The following is a 19,207-nucleotide window of genomic DNA, read 5'->3' on the forward strand; positions in this document are numbered from 1 at the left end:
CTCGAACTCCTTGACGCCGCTGCGTACCGGTCGGGATGGTAGTCCGGATCAGGTTGGGGCGCGGGGGTTTTCGGGAGGATCCGATGGGAAGTTCACGAGATCGTATCCGGTTCCTGCGGGACCTGCGCTCGGTGCGCCGGTACGCCGAGGCGCTTGTTCCGGCGGAGGTCGTCGCGGACCTGCTGGAGGTCGCCCGGTGGACCGGCAGCTCGGCCAACCGGCAACCGTGGGAGCTGGTGGTGGTCCGCGACCCGGCGACCCGGCGCGCCCTGGCCGAGGCGGGCGCAACCCCCGGACACGTGCCACTGGCCGACGCGCCGCTCGTGATCGCCGTGGTGCTCGACTCGCCGTCGTCCGCCTTCGACGGCGGCCGCCTCTGCGAGCGCCTGCTCCTGGCGGCGTCCGCGCACGGCCTCGGCGCGAGCCTCGTCGGCTTCAAGGCCGAGGCGGAGTCCAAGGCCAAGGCCGTCCTCGGGGTACCCCCGGACCGAGCGCTCCCGAGGGTGGTCGTCGCCGGCTACCCCGCGGCCCCGACCGCCCGCCTGGTCAGCGCCGAACGCTCCGCCGACCCCCGCCTCCCCCTGAACCGCCTCCCCCTCGGCCGCAAACCAACCGCCGAACTCGTACACGAGGAGCGGTACACCTCTCGGTAATCGATTGCCTCCGACATCCGGCGCAGCCGAACGTTCGCAAAAGACCGCCTCCCAGTGCCCCGAACAGCCCACACCCCCGATGCGTACGGCCGCCCAACCGGCAAAGCCCGAAACCCACCAAATGTCCGAAATGACACCACACCACGCCCGCACGGGAACGTACGACTCACCGAACGGGAACGTACGACTCGCGAAGCCCGCGAGTCGTACGTTCCGGGCGCGCGAGTCGTACGTTCCCGGTGCGCGAGTCGTACGTTCGCGTCGTGGGGTGCGTGCGTTCGGGGGAGGGGTGGGTCAGGCGGTGGCGGCGGTGTCGGCGGCGCGGTGGGCGGGCCAGTCGATGGTGCCGGCGGGGCGGAAGCGGGCGACGCGGCGGGGTGGGACCAGGCCGGGAAGCGCTATGCGCCACATGGTGGTGAGTCGGTCGTGGATGTCGTGGCGGGCGGCGAGGACGGCGGACTGGGTCTGCACGCCCATGAACGACGCCGAGACCCAGTTGGCGACGTCCTTCGCGTCCCACTCCTGGCGCAGGTCACCACGGGTCCTGGCGTTCTCCAGCAGCTCGGCGACCAGCTTGATCCAGTCCTCGAAGACCTTGGCGTCCGGGGAGGCGAAGTTGGCCTCCATGACCAGGCGGTTCCCGGCCCGCACCCGCACGTTCGTCCAGATGTTGTGGGCGAGCGCGTGGCTCATGTCGATGACCGCCTGCAGCCCGAGGTCGCTGTCGGCGGCCGGCAGGGTGACCGCGCTCCACGGCTCGCTGGCCAGCGCGCGGGCCAGCTCCTCCTTCGAGGAGAAGTGGAAGTACAGCGCGCCCTTGGTCACCCCTGCCCTGGCCAGGATGTCCGACAGGCTCGCCCCGTCGAAGCCGCGCTCGTCGAACACCTCGGCGGCCGCGTCGAGGATGGCGTTTCTAGTGCGTTCCGCCCGGTCTTGCCGCGCCAAAGCCGCACCTCCTTCGCTGGCCCCCACCCGTTTCACCGCTCAGCATGCCACCCCCTGAAGACGGCTCGGTCGTGTCACCAGGCTGCCCCTAGCCATGGTCGACCCTCACTTCAGCGTAGCTCAAGAATCGAGCAATGGCCCCTCGAAAAAAAACCGGGTGGTAGGTATGGTTCCAGGTGTGGCACAGACCACGTTGGAAACCAACCGATCCGCGAGTGGCTCCAAGCAACTGGCCAGGTCCGAGGCGGTACCAGGCCGGTCCGCTCGTGCAGACAAAACCACGGTATGGGCAGTGACGCCAAGAAGACTCTTATGAGAGGTTCGGCATGACCACGATGACCATCGGCCAGGCGGAGTCGTCGCAGGGTTTAGGGAGCGCGGAACCGCTGCTGGTCAAGCAGACCGTTCCGCCCCGGCTGATCCGCCGCATCAACAGCTCGGACGTCTTCGTCACCCAGCTCGGAATCGTCGCCGAGGACGTCTTCGAGGTCGGCGTGCGGTGGCCGGGATCCCACAGCTTCTACGCTCCCGCGACGCCTCGCTGGCACGATCCGCTGCTCTTCCTGGAGAGCGTGCGCGAGGCCGGGGTGCTGATCGCCCACGCCGGCTATCACATCCCGATGGAGTTCAAGTTCCTGACCAACCAGAAGTGGTTCCACGTCGACGACCCGGAGGGCCTGCGCACCAACGGCGGTGACCCGGTCGACGTGACCATGCGCGTCACCGCGAAGGACATCAGGCGCCGGGCGAAGAGCTTCGCCGGCATGCTGTTCGACGTCGAGTGCTACCGCGACGGCTCCCGCATCGGCACCGCCGCCTACCGCTGGAGCTGTGTGTCCTCGGCCGGGTACGCCCGGCTGCGCGGGCAGTACCGGGACGCGTTGCCCGAGGTCCCGGCCGGCGCCGCGCCGGTGGACCACGAGCTGGTCGGCCGCTGCGCGTCGATCGACGTCATGCTGGCCGACGCCCCTGGGGAGAACACCTGGCTGCTCCGGGTCGACCCGGCGCACAACGTCATCTACGACCACCCGATGGACCACGTCCCGGGCAACGCGATCATCGAGGCGGGTCGCCAGGCCGCTCTGCTCGCGTCGGGGATGCCCGAGGCGATTCCGGTGGGTGGCGAGCTCGATTTCCATCACTACATCGAGTTCGACCAGCCGTGCACGGTGACCGCGCACCCGGTCCCGGGCACCAACACCATCCGCCTGGCGTTCGACCAGGGCGACGTCCGGATGGCCGACGGCTCCCTGGACCTCTGCAACGGATGAACGCGATGAAGGTGACCTTCGAGACGCCCAGCGCCTCGAAGGTCACCTTCATCGTCTTTCCGTACCCAGTGACCGCAGCAGCGCCTCCTGCCGCTCGGCCAGCGTCTCCACCCGCCGCTGCAGCTCGGCCAGCTCCCGGCCGATGTCCAGCCCGAGGACCACCGTGTCGTCCAGGGAGCCAGGTGGGGCGGGCGGCGCCGGCGGCTCGGACAGGATCGACCGCATCCGCGCCCGCAGTGCCGGACCCGGCTCCACCCCCAGCTCGTGCAGCAGGCGCCCACGCGCCCGGTCGTAGACGCCCAGCGCGTCGGACTGCCGGCCGCACCGGTACAGCGCCACCATCAGCTGGTCGTAGAACCGCTCCCGCAGCGGATGCGCGGCCGTGGTCTCCTCCAGCTCGCCGACCACCTCCGCGTGCCGGCCCGCGCGCAGGCACGCGTCGTACAGCGTCTCCAGCGTGGTCAGCCGGTGCTCGCCGAGCACCGCGGCCTCGCCGGCACACACGTCGCCGGTCGCGCAGCCCTCCAGTGCCGGCCCGCGCCACAGCCCGAGCGCACCGCGCAGCGGCGGGATCGCCCGCGCCGGGTCCGCGGCCGCGATCGCCCTGGCCGCCCCGGCCCGCTCGACGAACTCCCCGGCGTCGGTCTCCCCGGCGCGCAGGCCGAGCAGGTAGCCGGGCGGCCGGGTGACGATCCGGTCCGGCTCGCCGCACGCCGCCTCGACCACCCGCCGCAGCCGGGCGATGTGCGCCTGCAGCGCGTTGGCGGCGTTGGCCGGCGGCTGCCCGCCCCACAGCTCGGCGATCAGCCGCTCCGCCGAGACCACCTGGCCGGCGCGCACCGCGAGCGTGGCCAGCAGCGTGCGCTGCAGGCGGCCGGCGAGCTCGACCCGGGCGCCGCGGACGTCGAGCAGCTCGAGCGGGCCGAGCAGGAGCAGCCGCATCAGTGCGCCGTCGGACGGTCGGGGGTGACCAGCCCGGAGGAGAAGGCGTAGATCACCGCGTGGATCCGGTTGCGCAGGTTCAGCTTGCCGAGCAGGTTCTGCATGTGCGACTTCACGGTGTGCTCGGACACGGTGAGCTCGGCGGCGATCTCGGCGTTGGACATGCCCCGCGCGACCAGCGCCAGCACGTCGCACTCCCGCTCGCTGAGCCCGCCGCGCCGCGCCGCGCGCCGGCCGGGCACGACGGGGTGCGCCGGGCGGTCGTCGGCCCTGGTCAGCGCGAATCCGGCGGCGGCGACCCGGACCGCGGCGACGACCTCCTCGGGCGTTGCCCACGCGGGCAGCGAGCCGAGCAGCAGCCCGCCGCCGGTCGGGTCGGGCAGCGTCTCGCCGTCGCGCACGCCGATGCCGAGCACCCGCACCACCCGGCCGCTCCGGCGCACCGACTCGTGCACCGCGGCCAGCACCGGGGCCGCGTCCTCGGCGCGCAGCCCGTGCAGCAGCAGGACGTCCGGGTGGCGCCGGGCGAGGGTGACCAGCACGGCCGGCCCGGTGCGGTGCTCGCCGACCACGACCATGCCCGGCTCGCCGTCCAGCGCGGCCAGCACGCCGCGCCGGGCGAGCACGTCGTCGCCGACCACGAGCACCCGGATGCCGTCCTGCGCCAGCGGATCGACCGGCTCGTCGAACACCGGGCCGAGCTCGGGGACGGCGAGGGACGGGTGGACGGGCCGGGGGAGCACGCGGACGGCGTGACCGGAGACGGCACGCAGGGTCGGTCGGCCGGCCCGGCCGCGCCAGGCCTCGTCACTCCACTCGTCACTCCACTGGTCCATCTTCGCCTCGCCTCGCCGATCGGTGCCGGAGCAGGAGTCCGGCACCGTTCACGCTAAGCCGGCATGACACGCCTGGGTTCTTTCGTTGAGCGGTCTTCAACCCGCCGAAGATGCCCAGTCGAGATATCGGCGGGCCGAAGTGCTCGTACCGCTCACCGCAACGACCGCGTCCTGGTTTGACTGCACGACGCCGGACGCTCAGGATCAAGACAATTTCCCCGTATTTCTAGAAACGGAGCCAACCTTGCGTGCCCGCTTTCTCGGCAAGGACCCCTGTTCCCAGGAGGGGCAGTCGCCGACGCTGTTCGTCACCGACCGGACCGATCGCCGCACGTACATCGCCCAGGGGTGGGTGGTGACCGACCCCGAGGCGCTCGCCGACGTCGGTCCGGTGCCGCACGGCGAGACCATCATCGAGATCCCCGAGGACGTCCTGCGCATGTACGGGCGTGCTCTGGTCGGGGACTCTCGCTGAGATATTCCGAGAAATTTCTCCGTTCTGGCCGCGTCCCCGGGTAGTCTGAGCCCGGACCCCACCAGTGGCGCGCGGCCGAGGGCAGCGCGCCGTGCGAGGAGGACGTGCGCCTTGCCACCGAACAGAACGGGTGGCGTGTCGAGCCTCCACGAGGCTCGGCTCGCACTCGGTAGGAGACTCCGCGAGCTGCGGCTGCAGGCCGAGCTGAGCGGACGCCAGCTCGCGGAGTCCCTCGCCTGGCCGCCGTCGAAGGTGTCCAAGCTGGAGAACGGTCGCCAGTCCCCGACCGGCGACGACATCCAGGCCTGGACCACCGCGACCGCCAGCGCCGACGAGGCGGAGAACCTGCTGGCGTCGCTGCACATGCTCACCGTGCAACACATCGAGTGGCAGCGGCAGCTGCGGGCGGGGCTCCGGCCGCACCAGACCGAGATCGCCGCACTCGACGCCAAGACCAGGTTGTTCCGGGCGCTGGAATGCACTTTTGTCCCGGGGCTACTGCAAACGGCGGAATACGCACGCGCCCGTTTCAGTCAGAGCGTGCAGGTGTTGAACATCGGCGGTGATGTCGACGAGGCCGTGCAGGCGCGTATTCGTCGTCAGGAAATTTTGTACCGCACGGACAAAAGATTTCATTTCGTGCTGACGGAGGCCGCGCTGCGGTACCGGCTGTGCTCGCCAGCGGCCATGCTCGGACAGCTCGACCGGCTGATCTCGCTGTCCGCGCTGCCCAACGTGAAGTTCGGGATCGTCGGCTTCGACACCCCGTACGCGGTCGCCCCGACCCACGGTTTCTGGCTCCTGGACGAGGAACGCGTGATGGTCGAGACGTTCTCCGCCGAGCTCAACCTGGCCCAGCCGCAGGAGATCGAGCTGTACCGGCGGATCTTCGAGGCGATGGCCGCCGCGGCCTCCTACGGCCGTTCGGCACGCGACATCATCAAGAACGTGATAGACGAGATTTCCGAGGAACCGGACGCCGGGGTGGAGTGATGGGCCACCGGGGTCAGGTTTTCGTCAATCGGAGAAACCCCGAGAAATTTTCTGTTCCCCCGCCACTCGGGAGCTTTACTGTTCCGCACATGACCCGGGCATTGATCCTGGTTCGACTGAAACCCCGGCAGCCGGACGGGACGATGGTCGGCGAGAGCCGGCGAACGTGCCACCTCGTGCCGTTGCCGGAAGCCGACGCGATGCCGCGGCTCCTGACCGCGTTCTGCGGGCTGCGCATCGCCCCCGGGTCCGGGGAAGTGCTGGCCTCTCCGGTCGGCATGCCGTGCGAGCCGTGTATGGCGCGCTCGCCGGTGCCGGCGTTCGCGATGCTGCAGCACTTCCACGGCCGGCTCGGCGGCGGCGGCACCGACCGCTGAGCCGGCCCGACACGTCCTGGGCGGGCCGTGACGGTGGGACCGCAGGGGAGTCCGCCGAAGACAACCGGCCCGCCCGGTGACCCTGCTCGGTCGTCGGTCAGTCGTCGATGCGGATGAGCGCGAACCCGTCGTAGCCCTTGCTGCCAACGGTCTGCACCATCGTGGCGCTCACCCTCGGCTCCTCGGACAGCATCCGGCCAAGCTCCCGGGTGCCGACCACGGCCGGGTCGGTGTCGGCCGGGTCGACGACCCTGCCGCCCCGCACCACGTTGTCCACCACGATCACCCCGCCCGGGCGGGTGAGCTTGAGCGCCCAGGTCAGGTAGCCGGGGTTGTTCGGCTTGTCCGCGTCGACGAACACCAGGTCGAACGGCCCGGCGCCCTCGTGGTGCAGCACCGCGAGGCTGTCCAGCGCGGGGCCGACCCGCACCTCGACCCGATCGGCGAACCCGGCCCGGTCGATGTTCGCGCGGGCGACCTCGGCGTGCTTCGGCTCGTACTCCAGGGTGACCAGGCGTCCGTCCGGCGGGAGCGCCCTGGCCAACCAGATCGTGCTGTAGCCGCCGAGCGTGCCGATCTCCAGGATCGAGCGGGCGCCGTGGATCTTCGCGATCAGGTGCAGCATCTTGCCCTGGTTCGGCGAGACCTCGATCCTCGGCAGCCCGGCGGCCGCGCTCGCGGCCAGCGCCTCGTCCAGCGCCGGATCCCCGTTGACCAGCAGGCCGGAGATGTAGGCGTCGACGGCGCTCCACTGTTCCGATGTCATGATCTCCTTCCTACTCCTCCCGGTTCAGCTCGCGTTCGAATGTGCCGAGCGTCTCGACGAACAGCCGCCGCTGGTCGGGGGTGAGCGGTTCCAGCGCGACGCGCCACGCGCCCGCGGCCGCGCCGCACCAGTTCTCGACCGCCTTCCGCCGGCCGGGCGTGATGCTCACGATCGTGCGCCGTCGGTCGGCCTCGTCCTCGCGGCGGTCGAGGATCCCCTGCCGGCTGAGCTCGCCGACCATCAGGCTGACCGTCGCCGGCGCCACCTCGAGGCGCTTGGCCAGCTCGTTGACCGGCATCGGCCCGTCGAGCAGCAGGTAGTGGAACAGCGACAGGTGCCGGGGGGCGAGGGCGAACCCGGCCAGCTCCGGCGGTGGCGGGGTGCGCTTGGCCCGGCCGATCACGCGGGGCAGGAGCAGTAGCAGGGCCCGCACGGCGTCGGGCAGCGCGAGACCGTCCGTTGACATACCTTTGTCTTCCTAATAGCTTTGCTTGCAAATCAAATGTATCTCGGGCAAGGGCAGGTTAACGCGTGGAGCGGAACAGGTGGGGGCTGGTCGCGGCCGCCGGGCTGGCGGTGTTCGTCGCACAGCTGGACGCCACGATCGTCAACGTCGCGCTGCCGGCGATCCAGGAGTCGCTCGGCACGTCCACCGCGGTGGTGCAGTGGGTCGTGCTCGGCTACCTGACGCCGGTCATCGGGCTCGGGCTGTGCGCGGGGCGGTGGGTGGACGCGGTCGACCCGCGGCGGGCGCTCCGGCTGGCGTGCGCGGGGTTCGCGGTGTCGAGCGTGGCGGCCGGGCTGGCGCCGGGCATCGGGTGGCTGGTGGCCGCGCGGCTCGCGCAGGGAACGTTCGCGGCGGTGCTGCTGGCGCTGTCGCCGGTGCTGGCCACGGTGTCGGTGCGGCCGGATGCGCGGGCGCGCGCGTTCGGCGTGGTGATGCTGTTCGGCACGGCGGGCGGGATGACCGGGCCGGTGCTCGGCGGCTGGATCGTGGAGTCGTTCGGCTGGCCGTGGATCTTCTACCTGGCGGTGCCCGCCGTGGGCGCGGTGGCGCTGCTCGCCGCTCGGCAGCTGCCGCTCGGCGATCGGTTGGGGTGGCCGGCGCGTCGCTGGCTGGTCGAGGCGGCCACGTTCGGCGGCGGCGCGGTGGCGGTGCTCGTCGGGCTGTCGTTCGCGGTCGCCGAGGGACCGGCGTGGGCGCTGGTCGCGGTGCTGGCGGTGCCGCTGGTGGCGGCGTGGTTCCGGGGGCCGGACGCGGTGCCGGTGCGGGAGCTGCTCGGCACCCGAGGGGTGCTCGGGCCGCACCTGGCGCTGGTCGCGGTGTACGCGGCGCTGTTCGCGACGACGTTCCTGCTGCCGTTCGTCCTGCAACGCGGGCTCGGCACGACGCCGAGCACGGCGGGGCTCGTGCTGCTCGCGTTCCCGGTGGCGGCGCTGGTCACCAGCTACGGTGCGGGACTTGTCGCCGACCGGCTCGGCACCCGGCCGGTCGCGGTGGCCGGGGTCGGGGTGATCGTCGCGGGGCTGGTGCTGCTGCTGGTGGCCGGTGGGGGACCGGCGGACCTCGGCTGGCGGCTCGCGGTCGTCGGCGCGGGCTTCGGGCTGTTCAACGGGCAGCTGCAGGTGTTCCTGATGGGCAACGCGCCGTCGTCCCGGCTCGGGCTGACCGCGGCGACGTCGAACCTGGTGCGCCAGCTCGGGGTCGCGTTCGGATCGGCGGCCGGCGCGGCGCTGTGGGCGGTGTCCGGGGCGGACGCGCTGCGGGTCGGGGTGGCGCTCGGCGTGGGGCTGGCGGTGGCGGCCGGGATCGCGCTGGTGCGCACCCGGCCGTCGGCCGTCGTCCCGGTCTAGCTCGTCCCGGTCTAGCTGGTCTTGGGGTCGAGCACGAACACGGGGATGTCCCGGTCGGTCCTGCGCTGGTAGTCGGCGTAGTCGGGGTAGGCCGCGACCGCGCGCTCCCACCAGAGCGCCTTCTCCTCGCCGGTGACCTCGCGGGCGATCATGTCCTGCTTGACCGGGCCGTCCTGCAGCTCCACGTGCGGGTTGGCGACCAGGTTGTGGTACCAGACCGGGTTGTTCGGCGCCCCGCCGAGCGACGCGACCGCCGCGTAGCTGCCCTCGTGCTCGACCCGCATGACCGGGGTCTTGCGGATCTTCCCGCTACTGGCCCCCACCATGGTCAGGACGACGACGGGCATCCCGCGCAGGGTGGTGCCCCGGGTCCCGCCCGAGCTCTCGTACTCCTCGACCTGCTGGCGCGACCGGTCGGAGGCGCTGGGTTCGTACTCTCCTTGCAACGGCATGGATCCCAGTCAACACCAACTCGGGGCGGCCGGCATGTCAGCCGATGCGGTCGCGGATCCACTCCCCGGCGGGCTTGAGGTTGTCGAACGGGCCGCCCGGGCAGGTGCCGGTGGCGAAGACGGCGCCGGAGCGGTGGTCGTCGGAGAAGTTCCAGTTGGTCCAGCTGATTCCCTTGCTGGCCATCAGGTCGAGGTAGCGCTGCGCCATCGCGAAGTCGTTCGGACCGTCGCCGGTGCTCTGCTGGGTGCCGAACTCGGTGACGAACATCGGCAGCTGCTCGGCCGCCCGGGACAGCGCGTTCAGGTACTTGTCGGAGTGCGTGGCGGCGTAGAAGTGGAAGGTGTACATGATGTTGGCCGCGTTCACCGGGTTTGCGAGCACCTCGGACTCGTCCCCGCCCTCGGAGATGCCCAGCGAGGACCACGCGCGGGTGCCGACGAGGATCGGCGTCTCCGGGTCGACGCCGCGGATGACCGGGATCAGCTCCTCGGCGTAGCTCTTGATGCTGGACCACGACACGCCGTTGGGCTCGTTGGCGATCTCGTAGAGGAGGTTGGTGTTGTCGTTGTGCCGGCGGGCGATCTCGGTGAAGAAGGTCTTGGCGCGGTCGAGGTTGTAGTGGGGGTCGCCGGGGGTGAGCATGTGCCAGTCGACGATGGCGTACATGCCGCGCTCGGTTGCCTCGTCGATGAGGCCGCTGACCCGGTCGGTGAAGCCGGCGGGGTCGGTCTCGTAGCCGCCTTCCTGGATGTACATGGAGATGCGCAGGACGTCCGCGCCCCAGCCGGCGAGCGTGTCGAGCGAGGAGTCGTTGAGGCAGTGGGAGTACCACTGCAGGCCGTGCGTGCTCATGCCGCGCAGCTGGACCTGGGCGCGCTGTTCGTTGCACAGCGTGGTGCCGCAGACGTGCAGCTGGCCGTTGGCGGCGAGCGGTGTCGGAGGTGAGGTCGGCGCGGCGGCGGCCGGCGCGGCGACGAGGAACGGCGCGAGCAGACCGAGAACCACGAGCACGAGCGACGCACGACGGGACATCTGACGATCGCCTCCCCGAAGAGGATCGTGTGGGTTCTATTAGTTAGGCAGCCTGCCTGTTTTATGTCAAGGGTCTAGACCAGTAAGCCGCCGCCGCACGGAGGCGAGGCTGGTGTCCAACGCCCCGAGCACCACGGCGTCCTCCCGCACCCCGGTCGTCGCGATCTCGGTGTGCAGCACGGAAAGCTCCCGCAACGCGCGCTCAACGCGCGTGGCGAGGGTGCCCCCGCCGGCCCGCCCGACCTCACCCGCGAGCACCACCAGCGGGGGATCGAGCACCGCGACCACCACCGCCACCCCGACCGCGACCCGAACGGCGAGCGCGTCCAGGAACTCGTCGGCGGCCGCCCCCGTGCTCGCGGCCGTGTCAACGGTTCTGGCCGCCGCGCCCGCGGTTTTGCCTGCCGCTGTGCCGGTGGCTTCGCTCGTCGCGGTGCTCACCGCCCTGGTCACCGCGGCGTGGCCGGTGCGGGAGCGGATGCCGTGCCGGCGGGCGAGGTCGCGGACCGCCGATCCGCTCACCAGGTCGTGGAAGTCGTGTACGCCGCCCGCGGGTGGCAGGCCGACCGGCATGTAGCCGACCTCGCCGGCACCGCCGCGGGCACCACGCAGGAGGGTGCCGCCGAGGTCGATCGCCAGGCCCAGCCCCTCCTCGCCCAGCCACAGCAGTGCGAAGCCGTCCACCCCGCTCGCGATGCCGTGCCGCCGCTCCGCCACCGCGGCCAGGTTCACGTCGTTGTCCGCCGTCACCCTGGTGCGCAAACGCTTGCGGATTTCCGCCACCACCCCGGGCCGACCCCAGCCGGGCACGTCGACGTGGTGGATCACCTCGGCACCTTCCGGCACCGAGCCCGGCACCCCCAACTGCACGTGACCGATCCGCCGCAACGCCACCCCGGCCCGCCGCGCCGCCACCCGCACCGCGTCGTGCACGGCCGGCGCGGCGTCGGCGTGGGCGAAGTCGACCGGGGTCTCGGTGCGCGCGCGGACCTCGCCCGCCAGATCGCAGACGGCGGTCACCAGCGTGGAGTCCTTGGCCCGTACCGAGACCGCGGCGGCGAACGCGGCGTCCGGGTCGACCGCGTAGACCTCCGCGTTCGGGCCCCGGCCCCGGCTGGTCCGCCCGACCACCCGCACCAGGCCGGCCGCCCGCAGCCGGCGCACCACGTCCGACGCGGTCGGCTTCGCCAGCCCGGTCAGCTCGCGCAGGTCGCCCCGGGTGAGCGGGCCGCGCTCGAGCAGGTGCCCGAGCGCGGCCGCCTCGTTGAGCTCGCCCAGCCGCCTGGAGTCCACGGCGGACAGTATGGGTCAGTCGGTCACCCGCACGTAGTCGATCACCAGGGTGTTCGGGAACGGGGTGCTGGCGTCCGGGTCACCCGGCCAGTAGCCGCCGACGGCCAGGTTCAGGATCAGGTAGAACGGGTGGTCGAACACCCAGCGCTGGCCGCCGAGGTCGGCCGGGGTCCTGGTCTGGTAGACGTTTCCGTCCACCGACCAGGTGATGCTGTCTGGCCGCCAGTCGACCTTGAACGTGTGGAAGCCGTCGGCGAACCGGGGGCCGTCGTACGCGGCGCCGATGCCGCCGGAGCCGGAGTAGCCGGGCCCGTGGATGGTGCCGTGCACGGTGTTGGGCTCCCGGCCGATGTTCTCCATCACGTCGATCTCGCCGCACTCCGGCCAGCCGACGCTGCCGATGTTCTCGCCGAGCAGCCAGAACGCCGGCCACATGCCCTGCCCGTGCGACATCTTGATCCTGGCCTCGAACGTGCCGTAGGTCTGGGTGAACGTGCCGGCGGTGTTGAGCCTGGCCGAGGTGTACTCGCAGGTCCCGTACCAGCACTGGTAGTTCGCCGGGTTCTCCTTGCGGGCGGTGATCACCAGGTTGCCCTGGCCGTCCAGGGCGGCGTTGTCGGGCGAGTCGGTGTAGTACTGCCGTTCGTGGTTGCTCTCGTTGTCGCCGGTCTCCAGGCGCCACTTCGCCGGGTCCGGCGGGGTGCCGGCGGCGCCGTCGAAGTCGTCCTCGAACGTGACGGCCCGGGGAGCGGCGTCGGGGGTCGGCGCGGCGGCCGCGCCGGGGAGCGCGGTCAGCAGGGTGGCCGCCGCGGTGGCGGCGGTGAGCAGCGCGAAGGCGCGGGCTGGCATGGTGTTCCCTCCTGTTCGTTCAGGACGTGAACATTTGTTGCGCGCGCCAACAAAGGATGACTGGTCCAGACCACGCTCCGCTACCGACGATCGGCGGGTCGTCAGCTCCCGGCCCGGATGTCCTCGACCACCGCGCAGGCGTCCTCAACCGGGTCGAGCGCGTTCGTGTGCGCGGCGAGCCGGCGCAGCAGTGCCTTCAGCGTCACCTGGTCCTCGCCGGGCAGGCCGGCGAGGACGCGTGCCTCCGCCTGGGCGAGCCGGTCCTCCAGCCGCCGCAGCAGCGCGCGGCCGTTGTCGGTGGCGACGATCCGCCGCGTGCGGCGGTCGGCCGGGTCGGGGCGGCGGGCCACGAGGTCGGCGCGCTCCAGGTCGTCGAGCAGGTAGGTCAGCACCGTGCGGTCGATGCCCAGTCGCTCGCCGAGCGCGGACTGGCTCGGCGCCTCGTCTCGGGCGGCGGCGGTGAGCACCTGGTAGCCGCGGTGCTCGCCGGGAATGTCGGTCATCGCCGCCGAGCTGGCCTTGAGGTAGGCGCGGAACACCACGCCGAGCGTCCAGCCGAGGTCGCCGTCCAGAGCGGTCATGACGACTATGGTACGCGGCACACCAGAACGTCTGCTCAACAGAATATCTGCGTGGCATACTGATGTCATGCCCGACTACGGCCACCCCCTCGAGTTCGGGGTCTTCCTGCCGCCCGCGGCGGAGTCCGCCGGCGACACGCTCACCCTCGCCCGCCTCGCCGACCGCGTCGGCCTCGACCTGGTCAGCGTGCAGGACCACCCGTACCAGGCCGCGTTCCTGGACGCCTGGACGCTGCTGTCGGTGATCGCGGCCCGCACCGACTCGGTGCGCGTCTTCCCGAACGTGGCCAACCTGCCGCTGCGTCCGCCCGCGGTACTGGCCCGCTCGGCGGCCAGCCTCGACATCCTCTCCGGCGGCCGGGTCGAGCTCGGTCTCGGCGCCGGCGCGTTCTGGGACGCCATCGAGGGAATGGGGGCCCCGCGCCGCACGCCGGCGGAGTCGGTCGCCGCGCTGGCGGAGGCGATCGACGTCATCCGTGCACTGTGGACACCCGGGCGCGGCGTCCGGCTCGACGGCGAGCACTACCGGCTGGCCGGCGCGCACCCCGGCCCGGGTCCCGTGCACGACATCGGCATCTGGCTCGGCGCGTACAAGAAGCGGATGCTCGCCCTCACCGGCCGGGTCGCCGACGGATGGCTGCCGAGCGCGCCGTACGCGCCGCCGGACCAGCTCGCCGGCATGAACGAGGTCATCGACGAGGCCGCCGAGGCCGCCGGACGGTCCCCGTCGGACATCCGCAGGCTCTACAACATCGGCGGCTCCTTCACCGGCAACGGCACCGAGTTCCTGCGCGGCCCGGCGAAGGTGTGGGTGGAGCAGCTCGCCGAGCTGGCACTCGCCGACGGCATCTCCGGCTTCGTGCTGATGGTCGACCCGGACGGCGACGACGACCTGCGCCGCTTCGCCGAGGAGGTCGCCCCCGGCGTGCGCGAGCTGGTCGCCAGGGAACGCGCGCTCGGCACCGAACAGGAGCCGGCCCCCGAGTCGGTGCCGAGGCCCGCGCCGGCACCCGCGCTGCCCGAAGGGCTCGGCGTCACCCCGACGCCCGACGACGGTGTGCGGCTGTCCCCGACCAGACTCTGGGACGAGTCGGAGCGACCCACCGGCCCGGCGCCCGAGGCGGACGCCGTCTACACCGACAGCGGCCGGGCTGGCGGCCGGCACCTGATCCAGATCCACGACCACCTGCGCGACGAGCTCGCCCGGGTTCGCTCGCTGGTCGCGCAGGTCGCCGACGGCACCCTGGACGCTGGCGCCGCCCGCTCCGAGATCAACGAGATGACCATGCGCCAGAACAACTGGACGCTCGGCGCGTACTGCGAGAGCTACTGCCGCGTGGTCACCGTGCACCACAGCATCGAGGACCAGTCGTTCTTCCCGCAGGTCCGCCGGGCCGACCCGCGGCTCGGCCCGGTGCTCGACCGGCTCTCCGCCGAACACCGGGTGATCCACGACGTGCTGAACCGGGTGGACGCCGCGCTGGTCGCCACGGTCACCGACGCCGGCGGGATCGACGCGCTGAGCGACGCCGTCGACCTGCTGACCGACACGCTGCTCTCCCACCTGTCCTATGAGGAGCGTGAGCTGGTCGAGCCGATGGCCCGCCTGCCGCTCGGGCTCGCCTGAATGGACCGGGACGACCGGGGCCGGCCCGAGATCGAGGCCGCGTTCCGCGCCGAGTGGGGTCAGGTCGTGGCCACGCTCATCGGTCTCACCGGTGACTGGGACCTGGCCGAGGAGTGCGCCTCCGACGCGTTCGCGGCGGCCGTGGAGCGCTGGGCACGGGACGGCGTGCCCAGCCGGCCGGGCGCGTGGCTCACCACCACCGCCCGCAACCGCGCGCTCGACCGGCTGCGCCGCGACACCGTCGGCGCCGCCAAGCTGCGCGAGGCCGCCGCGCTCGCCGCGCCCCCGGACGACAACCCGCCGGAGGAGATCCCCGACGACCGGCTGCGGCTGATCTTCACCTGCTGCCACCCCGCGCTGGCGTTCGAGGCACGGATCGCGCTGACCCTGCGCACCCTCACCGGCCTGACCACCGCCGAGCTGGCCCGCGCGTTCCTGGTCCCGGAGGCCACGATGGCGCAACGCCTGGTGCGGGCCAAGCGCAAGATCCGCGACGCGCGCATCCCGTACCGGGTGCCGCCCGCGCACCTGCTGGCGGAACGCACGAGCGCCGTGCTCGGCGTGCTGTACCTGCTGTTCAACGAGGGCTACGCGGCGAGCGCCGGCGCCGACCTGGTGCGCCGCGGCCTGACCGACGAGGCCATCCGCCTGGCGCGCCTGGTGGCGTCGCTGCTGCCGTCGGTCCCGGAGGTGTCCGGCCTGCTGGCCCTGCTCCTGCTGCACGACGCCCGCCGGCCGGCGCGGGTGTCCCCGGCCGGGGAGCTGGTGCCGCTGGCGGAGCAGGACCGTTCGCTGTGGTCGGTCGAGCTGGTCGAGGAGGGAGTGGCGCTGCTGGAGTCCGCGCTGCGCCGCGGCGAGCCTGGCCCGTACCAGGTGCAGGCCGCGATCGCCGCCTGTCACGCGACGGCGCCGACCGAGGCGGACACCGACTGGGCGCAGATCGCCGCGCTGTACACGGAGCTGGTGCGGTATGTGCCGTCGCCGGTGGTGGAGCTGAACCGGGCGGTGGCGGTGGCGATGTCGGCCGGACCGGCGGCCGGCCTGGAACTGGTGGACGCCCTGGTGGCGCGCGGTGAGCTGGCGGGCTACCACCTGCTCCCGGCGACCAGGGCCGACCTGTTGCGCCGCCTGGACCGCCGCGACGAGGCGGCGGAGGCGTACCGTGCGGCGATCGAACTGGTCGGCGGCGACACCGAGCGCCGCTACCTGACCGGACGGCTCGCGGAAGTGACGGGGTAGGTGCCATGCAACTGGTCGACGTGCGCGGTGTCCGCCTGGCGGTGTCCACGTTCGGTGCCCGGACCGACCCGCCGGTCCTGCTGGTCGCGGGCGTCGGCTGCTCGATGGACTGGTGGGAGCCGGACTTCTGCGCCGCCCTCGCCGACGCGGGCCGGTACGTGGTCCGCTACGACCACCGGGACACCGGGGAGTCGGTGAGCTACCCGCCCGGCGCGCCGGGCTACCGCTCCGAGGACCTGGTCGAGGACCCGGTGGCCGTCCTGGCCGCGCTCGGGGTGTCGCCGGCGCACCTCGTCGGCATCTCCATGGGCGGGGGCCTCACCCAGCTGCTGGCCCTGGCCCACCCGGAGGCGGTCCGCACCCTGACCCTGATCTCGACCAGCGGCGGCGCCGGTGACCCCGACCTCCCGCCGATGGGCGCCTTCGAGCCGCCGCCCGAGCCGGACTGGTCCGACCGCGCGGCGGTGCTCGACTACCACGTGGAGAGCCAACGCCCGTACGCGGCGGCGACGAGGCCGTTCGACGCCGAGGCGTTCCGGGCCGTGGCCGCGCTGGCGCACGACCGGACCACGAACCCGGAGTCGGCGGCCAAGAACCACTACCTGGCCGAGGGCGGCGGGCCGTGGCGGTCGCGGCTCCCGGAGGTGACCGCGCCGACGCTGGTGCTGCACGGCACCGAGGACCCCATGTTCCCGCCGGCCCACGGCGAGGCGCTGGCCAGGGAGATCCCGAACGCCCGCCTGGTCCCGATGCCGGGCGTCGGCCACGAGCTCACCCGCCCGGACTGGCCGCTGGTCCTCCGCGAACTGGTCGCCCACACGTCCTGAACGTCGCTTCGAAGGTGGTGGCTACCCGCTCGCGGCCCGCCGCTCGTCGGCGGTGGCGAGCCAGAGGTAGACGGGCGGCAGCGCCAGCTCGAGCACGGTCAGCACCGTCTGGAACCAGTGCGGGGGTCCGTACCGGGCCAGTGACAGCAGGCGGCCGACCCCGCCGAGCAGGAAGATGCCGGCCAGCCAGCGCACGGCGGCGGCCCTGATCGGGGTCTGCCGGGCGACCCAGATCCAGGCGAGGCCGTAGCCGGCGAAGATCGCCCCGTAGTACCGCTCCCGGCTGTCGACCGTGGCGCCGGCCGACCCTTCACCCGGCACCGAGTCGATGCCCAGGAGGAAGTGGAACACGCCGATCGCCACACAGGCGACCCCCATGACCAGCAGCAGCACCCTGAGCAGCGTGGCCACGACCCCTACCCCGTCCTAGTAGACAACCATCTACTTGGCTGACCGTAGGACCGTGGTTGACACATGTCAACTAGGTTGGTGGCGTGACTCCACGCCGCCGGCTCGCCCCCGCGCAGCGACGCGCCCAACTGGTCGACGTCGCGGCGCGGCTGTTCGCGGCCAGGCCGTACGACGAGGTTCGGATGGAGGAGATCGCCGCACAGGCCGGCATCTCCAGGGCCCTGTTGTACCGCCACTTCCCGGCGAAGCGGGACGTGTTCGCGGCCGTCTACCGGCAGGCGGCGGACGGTCTGCTCGCGCGGACCGAACTCGACCCCGCGGTGCCCGTCGTCGACCAGCTGTCCGCCGGCCTGGACGCGCACCTCGACTACTTCGTCGCGAACCGCAACACCGTGCTGGCCGCCAACCGCACACTCGCCGGCGATCCGGTGATCCAGGCGGTGATCAGCGACGAGCTGGCGGTGTTGCGGCAGCGCCTGGTGGACGCCGCGGGTCTGACCGACCACGCGCGCGAGCTGGTGTCCGCCGCCCTGGCCGGTTGGCTGGTGTTCGTCCGCGTGCTGTGCGTGGACTGGCTGGCCAACGAGTCCTTCTCGCGCACCGAGCTGCGCGACCTGTGTCTCGGCGCGCTCCTGGGTGCGGTGGGACGGGTGACCGACTTCGGCCACCCGCCCACCGGGCTCGTCCCGGGTCAGGTCGGTGACGCGCCGACCGGGTGACCCAGCCGGGTGCGCAGCCGGCGCCACCACGACGGGCGGCGCTCGCGTGCGGCGAGCACGTGCGCCGCGGTCGTTCCCCGGTCGCCGACCGCCTGCTCGACGCGGTAGGCCAGCTCGGCTCGCACGGCCTCCTGGGTCCAGTTCATCTCGCTCGCTCCTCGTTCGACGGGATTCCGACGAGGTCGAGACTCGTGCTGAGGTGGCGGGCCGGGCATGGGGTGAACGGGCACGTCCGCGCGCCGAAACCGGGGTAAGGGGCCCTCAGCCGGCGAAGAACTCCCTCAGCATCGGCGCCAGTGCCTTGGGCTTCACCAGGTGGTTCTGGCCGGGCAGGGTCCGGTAGGTGGCGTTCGGCAGCGCGTCGGCCATCGCGCGTACGCCGGTGCGCATCCAGGCCGAGCTCTTGCCGCCGTCGACGACCAGGGTCGGCATCGTGACCGTCGCCCACCGGTCCGCGGGCGGACGAACGCCCTGCTGCAGGCCGCGCAGGAAGGTGAAGTCGTAGCGCAGCGTCGGCGCGACCGCCTTCAGCTTCGACCAGCCGGGCATGAGCCTCATCAACACGATCGCGAAGCCCGGGACCTCGACCGACTTCATGAAGTACGACACCGTTTCGGCGTTGCGGCCGGCCGAGACCATCGCCGTCACCTGCTCCAGCACGTCGGCCGGCAGCGGCTCGCGGTGCTCGGAGTCGACGATCAGCGGTGGCTCGTACAGCGCGAGCTTCGGCACCCCGATCCCGCGCGCGGCCGCGTCCGCGGCCAGCACCGCGCCCGACGAGATGCCGTACAGGAACGGCGTTCCGCCCGCCTCCTCCGCCACCGCCGCCACGTCCTCCAGCTCACGCTCGGCGGAGATCTCCGAGCCGGGGCCGCTCTCGCCGCGGCCCCGGCGGTCGTAGGTGAACACGGTGAAGTCGGCGGCCAGCTCCTTGGCGAGCGGTCTGGCCGGGCCGCTGGCGCGGTAGCACATCGCGCCGTCGACCAGGATCAGCGACGGGCCGGAGCCGGTGCGCTCGTAGGCGATCTTCGTACCGTCGGCGGAGGTCAGGTACTCGGTCATGG

General features: G+C 72.3%; 23 protein-coding genes. 10 read left to right on the top strand and 13 right to left on the bottom strand.

Annotation, left to right across the window (positions count from 1 at the left end; genetic code table 11):
* Positions 1–83: 83 nt before the first annotated feature.
* Complete coding sequence (locus JT362_RS06735) at positions 84–653, top strand: nitroreductase family protein (protein WP_260190139.1); 570 nt, start codon at positions 84–86, stop codon at positions 651–653.
* Between the two features lie 294 nt (positions 654–947).
* Here JT362_RS06735 and JT362_RS06740 read toward each other — a convergent pair whose 3' ends face one another.
* Positions 948–1,598: a ScbR family autoregulator-binding transcription factor gene (locus JT362_RS06740; protein WP_260190140.1), complete on the bottom strand. Its 651-nt coding sequence runs from the start codon at positions 1,596–1,598 to the stop codon at positions 948–950.
* Between the two features lie 326 nt (positions 1,599–1,924).
* Here JT362_RS06740 and JT362_RS06745 point away from each other — a divergent pair, with 326 nt between their 5' ends.
* Positions 1,925–2,869: a ScbA/BarX family gamma-butyrolactone biosynthesis protein gene (locus tag JT362_RS06745; protein ID WP_260190141.1), complete on the top strand. Its 945-nt coding sequence runs from the start codon at positions 1,925–1,927 to the stop codon at positions 2,867–2,869.
* 48 nt (positions 2,870–2,917) lie between these two features.
* Here the strand turns inward: JT362_RS06745 and JT362_RS06750 are convergent, their stop codons facing one another.
* Both JT362_RS06750 and JT362_RS06755 read right to left on the bottom strand, forming a co-directional pair.
* The gene (locus JT362_RS06750; protein WP_260190142.1) at positions 2,918–3,811 is read right to left on the bottom strand and encodes an AfsR/SARP family transcriptional regulator; all 894 of its coding nucleotides are present in this window, start codon (positions 3,809–3,811) and stop codon (positions 2,918–2,920) included.
* The gene (locus JT362_RS06755) at positions 3,811–4,647 is read right to left on the bottom strand and encodes a response regulator transcription factor (protein WP_260190143.1); all 837 of its coding nucleotides are present in this window, start codon (positions 4,645–4,647) and stop codon (positions 3,811–3,813) included. Before JT362_RS06755 ends, JT362_RS06750 begins: the two co-directional genes overlap by 1 nt.
* Positions 4,648–4,891: 244 nt before the next feature.
* Between JT362_RS06755 and JT362_RS06760 the strand changes: the two genes are divergently transcribed.
* From JT362_RS06760 to JT362_RS06770, 3 genes are all read left to right on the top strand, one after another.
* Positions 4,892–5,122, top strand: coding sequence for a hypothetical protein (locus tag JT362_RS06760; protein WP_260190144.1), 231 nt, complete (start codon positions 4,892–4,894; stop codon positions 5,120–5,122).
* 135 nt (positions 5,123–5,257) lie between these two features.
* A complete protein-coding gene (locus tag JT362_RS06765; RefSeq protein WP_260190145.1) occupies positions 5,258–6,115 on the top strand; it encodes a DUF5753 domain-containing protein in 858 nt (285 codons plus the stop codon).
* Positions 6,116–6,204: 89 nt separating this feature from the next.
* On the top strand, positions 6,205–6,492 hold the full coding sequence (locus tag JT362_RS06770) for a hypothetical protein (protein WP_260190146.1): 288 nt from the start codon (positions 6,205–6,207) through the stop codon (positions 6,490–6,492).
* Positions 6,493–6,589: 97 nt separating this feature from the next.
* Here the strand turns inward: JT362_RS06770 and JT362_RS06775 are convergent, their stop codons facing one another.
* The gene (locus JT362_RS06775; RefSeq protein ID WP_260190147.1) at positions 6,590–7,258 is read right to left on the bottom strand and encodes an O-methyltransferase; all 669 of its coding nucleotides are present in this window, start codon (positions 7,256–7,258) and stop codon (positions 6,590–6,592) included.
* Between the two features lie 10 nt (positions 7,259–7,268).
* Positions 7,269–7,724 carry a MarR family winged helix-turn-helix transcriptional regulator gene (locus JT362_RS06780; RefSeq protein ID WP_260190148.1) on the bottom strand — a complete coding sequence of 152 codons (456 nt, stop codon included), beginning with the start codon at positions 7,722–7,724 and terminating at the stop codon, positions 7,269–7,271.
* Positions 7,725–7,789: 65 nt separating this feature from the next.
* On the opposite strand from JT362_RS06780, the gene JT362_RS06785 reads away from it, so the two are divergent.
* Complete coding sequence (locus tag JT362_RS06785; protein ID WP_260190149.1) at positions 7,790–9,112, top strand: MFS transporter; 1,323 nt, start codon at positions 7,790–7,792, stop codon at positions 9,110–9,112.
* Positions 9,113–9,123: 11 nt separating this feature from the next.
* Here the strand turns inward: JT362_RS06785 and JT362_RS06790 are convergent, their stop codons facing one another.
* From JT362_RS06790 to JT362_RS06810, 5 genes are all read right to left on the bottom strand, one after another.
* Positions 9,124–9,564, bottom strand: coding sequence for a nitroreductase family deazaflavin-dependent oxidoreductase (locus JT362_RS06790; RefSeq protein WP_260190150.1), 441 nt, complete (start codon positions 9,562–9,564; stop codon positions 9,124–9,126).
* A 37-nt stretch (positions 9,565–9,601) separates the two neighbouring features.
* Positions 9,602–10,597 carry a glycoside hydrolase family 5 protein gene (locus JT362_RS06795; RefSeq protein WP_260190151.1) on the bottom strand — a complete coding sequence of 332 codons (996 nt, stop codon included), beginning with the start codon at positions 10,595–10,597 and terminating at the stop codon, positions 9,602–9,604.
* A gap of 66 nt (positions 10,598–10,663) precedes the next feature.
* Positions 10,664–11,890, bottom strand: a complete 1,227-nt coding sequence (locus JT362_RS06800) for an ROK family transcriptional regulator (protein WP_260190152.1) — start codon at positions 11,888–11,890, stop codon at positions 10,664–10,666.
* A gap of 15 nt (positions 11,891–11,905) precedes the next feature.
* On the bottom strand, positions 11,906–12,739 hold the full coding sequence (locus JT362_RS06805) for a glycoside hydrolase family 16 protein (RefSeq protein WP_260190153.1): 834 nt from the start codon (positions 12,737–12,739) through the stop codon (positions 11,906–11,908).
* A gap of 101 nt (positions 12,740–12,840) precedes the next feature.
* Positions 12,841–13,320 (bottom strand): MarR family winged helix-turn-helix transcriptional regulator, encoded by a 480-nt coding sequence (locus JT362_RS06810; protein ID WP_260190154.1) that lies wholly within the window; start codon positions 13,318–13,320, stop codon positions 12,841–12,843.
* Between the two features lie 67 nt (positions 13,321–13,387).
* On the opposite strand from JT362_RS06810, the gene JT362_RS06815 reads away from it, so the two are divergent.
* The 3 genes from JT362_RS06815 to JT362_RS06825 are packed head-to-tail and all read left to right on the top strand — an operon-like array spanning position 13,388 to position 17,013.
* Complete coding sequence (locus JT362_RS06815; RefSeq protein WP_260190155.1) at positions 13,388–14,947, top strand: LLM class flavin-dependent oxidoreductase; 1,560 nt, start codon at positions 13,388–13,390, stop codon at positions 14,945–14,947.
* On the top strand, positions 14,948–16,186 hold the full coding sequence (locus JT362_RS06820) for an RNA polymerase sigma factor (RefSeq protein ID WP_260190156.1): 1,239 nt from the start codon (positions 14,948–14,950) through the stop codon (positions 16,184–16,186).
* Positions 16,187–16,191: 5 nt separating this feature from the next.
* A complete protein-coding gene (locus JT362_RS06825; RefSeq protein WP_260190157.1) occupies positions 16,192–17,013 on the top strand; it encodes an alpha/beta fold hydrolase in 822 nt (273 codons plus the stop codon).
* A gap of 21 nt (positions 17,014–17,034) precedes the next feature.
* Here the strand turns inward: JT362_RS06825 and JT362_RS06830 are convergent, their stop codons facing one another.
* Positions 17,035–17,424, bottom strand: coding sequence for a DUF4345 domain-containing protein (locus JT362_RS06830; protein WP_260190158.1), 390 nt, complete (start codon positions 17,422–17,424; stop codon positions 17,035–17,037).
* 83 nt (positions 17,425–17,507) lie between these two features.
* On the opposite strand from JT362_RS06830, the gene JT362_RS06835 reads away from it, so the two are divergent.
* Positions 17,508–18,143, top strand: coding sequence for a TetR/AcrR family transcriptional regulator (locus tag JT362_RS06835; RefSeq protein WP_260190159.1), 636 nt, complete (start codon positions 17,508–17,510; stop codon positions 18,141–18,143).
* Here the strand turns inward: JT362_RS06835 and JT362_RS06840 are convergent.
* Both JT362_RS06840 and JT362_RS06845 read right to left on the bottom strand, forming a co-directional pair.
* Positions 18,116–18,289 carry a hypothetical protein gene (locus JT362_RS06840; protein WP_260190160.1) on the bottom strand — a complete coding sequence of 58 codons (174 nt, stop codon included), beginning with the start codon at positions 18,287–18,289 and terminating at the stop codon, positions 18,116–18,118. The two genes, JT362_RS06835 and JT362_RS06840, sit on opposite strands and share 28 nt — an antisense overlap.
* 115 nt (positions 18,290–18,404) lie before the next feature.
* Positions 18,405–19,205, bottom strand: a complete 801-nt coding sequence (locus JT362_RS06845; protein WP_260190161.1) for an alpha/beta fold hydrolase — start codon at positions 19,203–19,205, stop codon at positions 18,405–18,407.
* Positions 19,206–19,207: the final 2 nt, after the last annotated feature.

This window comes from Actinophytocola gossypii (assembly GCF_025165815.1).
Taxonomy (GTDB): domain Bacteria; phylum Actinomycetota; class Actinomycetes; order Mycobacteriales; family Pseudonocardiaceae; genus Actinophytocola; species Actinophytocola gossypii.

Coding starts and splice junctions, on each gene's coding strand:
- JT362_RS06735 (WP_260190139.1), top strand. CDS start 84: ATGGGAAGTTCACGAGATCGTATCCGGTTCCTGCGGGACCTGCGCTCG.
- JT362_RS06745 (WP_260190141.1), top strand. CDS start 1,925: ATGACCACGATGACCATCGGCCAGGCGGAGTCGTCGCAGGGTTTAGGG.
- JT362_RS06750 (WP_260190142.1), bottom strand. CDS start 3,811: ATGCGGCTGCTCCTGCTCGGCCCGCTCGAGCTGCTCGACGTCCGCGGC.
- JT362_RS06755 (WP_260190143.1), bottom strand. CDS start 4,647: ATGGACCAGTGGAGTGACGAGTGGAGTGACGAGGCCTGGCGCGGCCGG.
- JT362_RS06770 (WP_260190146.1), top strand. CDS start 6,205: ATGACCCGGGCATTGATCCTGGTTCGACTGAAACCCCGGCAGCCGGAC.
- JT362_RS06775 (WP_260190147.1), bottom strand. CDS start 7,258: ATGACATCGGAACAGTGGAGCGCCGTCGACGCCTACATCTCCGGCCTG.
- JT362_RS06780 (WP_260190148.1), bottom strand. CDS start 7,724: ATGTCAACGGACGGTCTCGCGCTGCCCGACGCCGTGCGGGCCCTGCTA.
- JT362_RS06790 (WP_260190150.1), bottom strand. CDS start 9,564: ATGCCGTTGCAAGGAGAGTACGAACCCAGCGCCTCCGACCGGTCGCGC.
- JT362_RS06795 (WP_260190151.1), bottom strand. CDS start 10,597: ATGTCCCGTCGTGCGTCGCTCGTGCTCGTGGTTCTCGGTCTGCTCGCG.
- JT362_RS06805 (WP_260190153.1), bottom strand. CDS start 12,739: ATGCCAGCCCGCGCCTTCGCGCTGCTCACCGCCGCCACCGCGGCGGCC.
- JT362_RS06810 (WP_260190154.1), bottom strand. CDS start 13,320: ATGACCGCTCTGGACGGCGACCTCGGCTGGACGCTCGGCGTGGTGTTC.
- JT362_RS06815 (WP_260190155.1), top strand. CDS start 13,388: ATGCCCGACTACGGCCACCCCCTCGAGTTCGGGGTCTTCCTGCCGCCC.
- JT362_RS06820 (WP_260190156.1), top strand. CDS start 14,948: ATGGACCGGGACGACCGGGGCCGGCCCGAGATCGAGGCCGCGTTCCGC.
- JT362_RS06825 (WP_260190157.1), top strand. CDS start 16,192: ATGCAACTGGTCGACGTGCGCGGTGTCCGCCTGGCGGTGTCCACGTTC.
- JT362_RS06840 (WP_260190160.1), bottom strand. CDS start 18,289: ATGAACTGGACCCAGGAGGCCGTGCGAGCCGAGCTGGCCTACCGCGTC.
- JT362_RS06845 (WP_260190161.1), bottom strand. CDS start 19,205: ATGACCGAGTACCTGACCTCCGCCGACGGTACGAAGATCGCCTACGAG.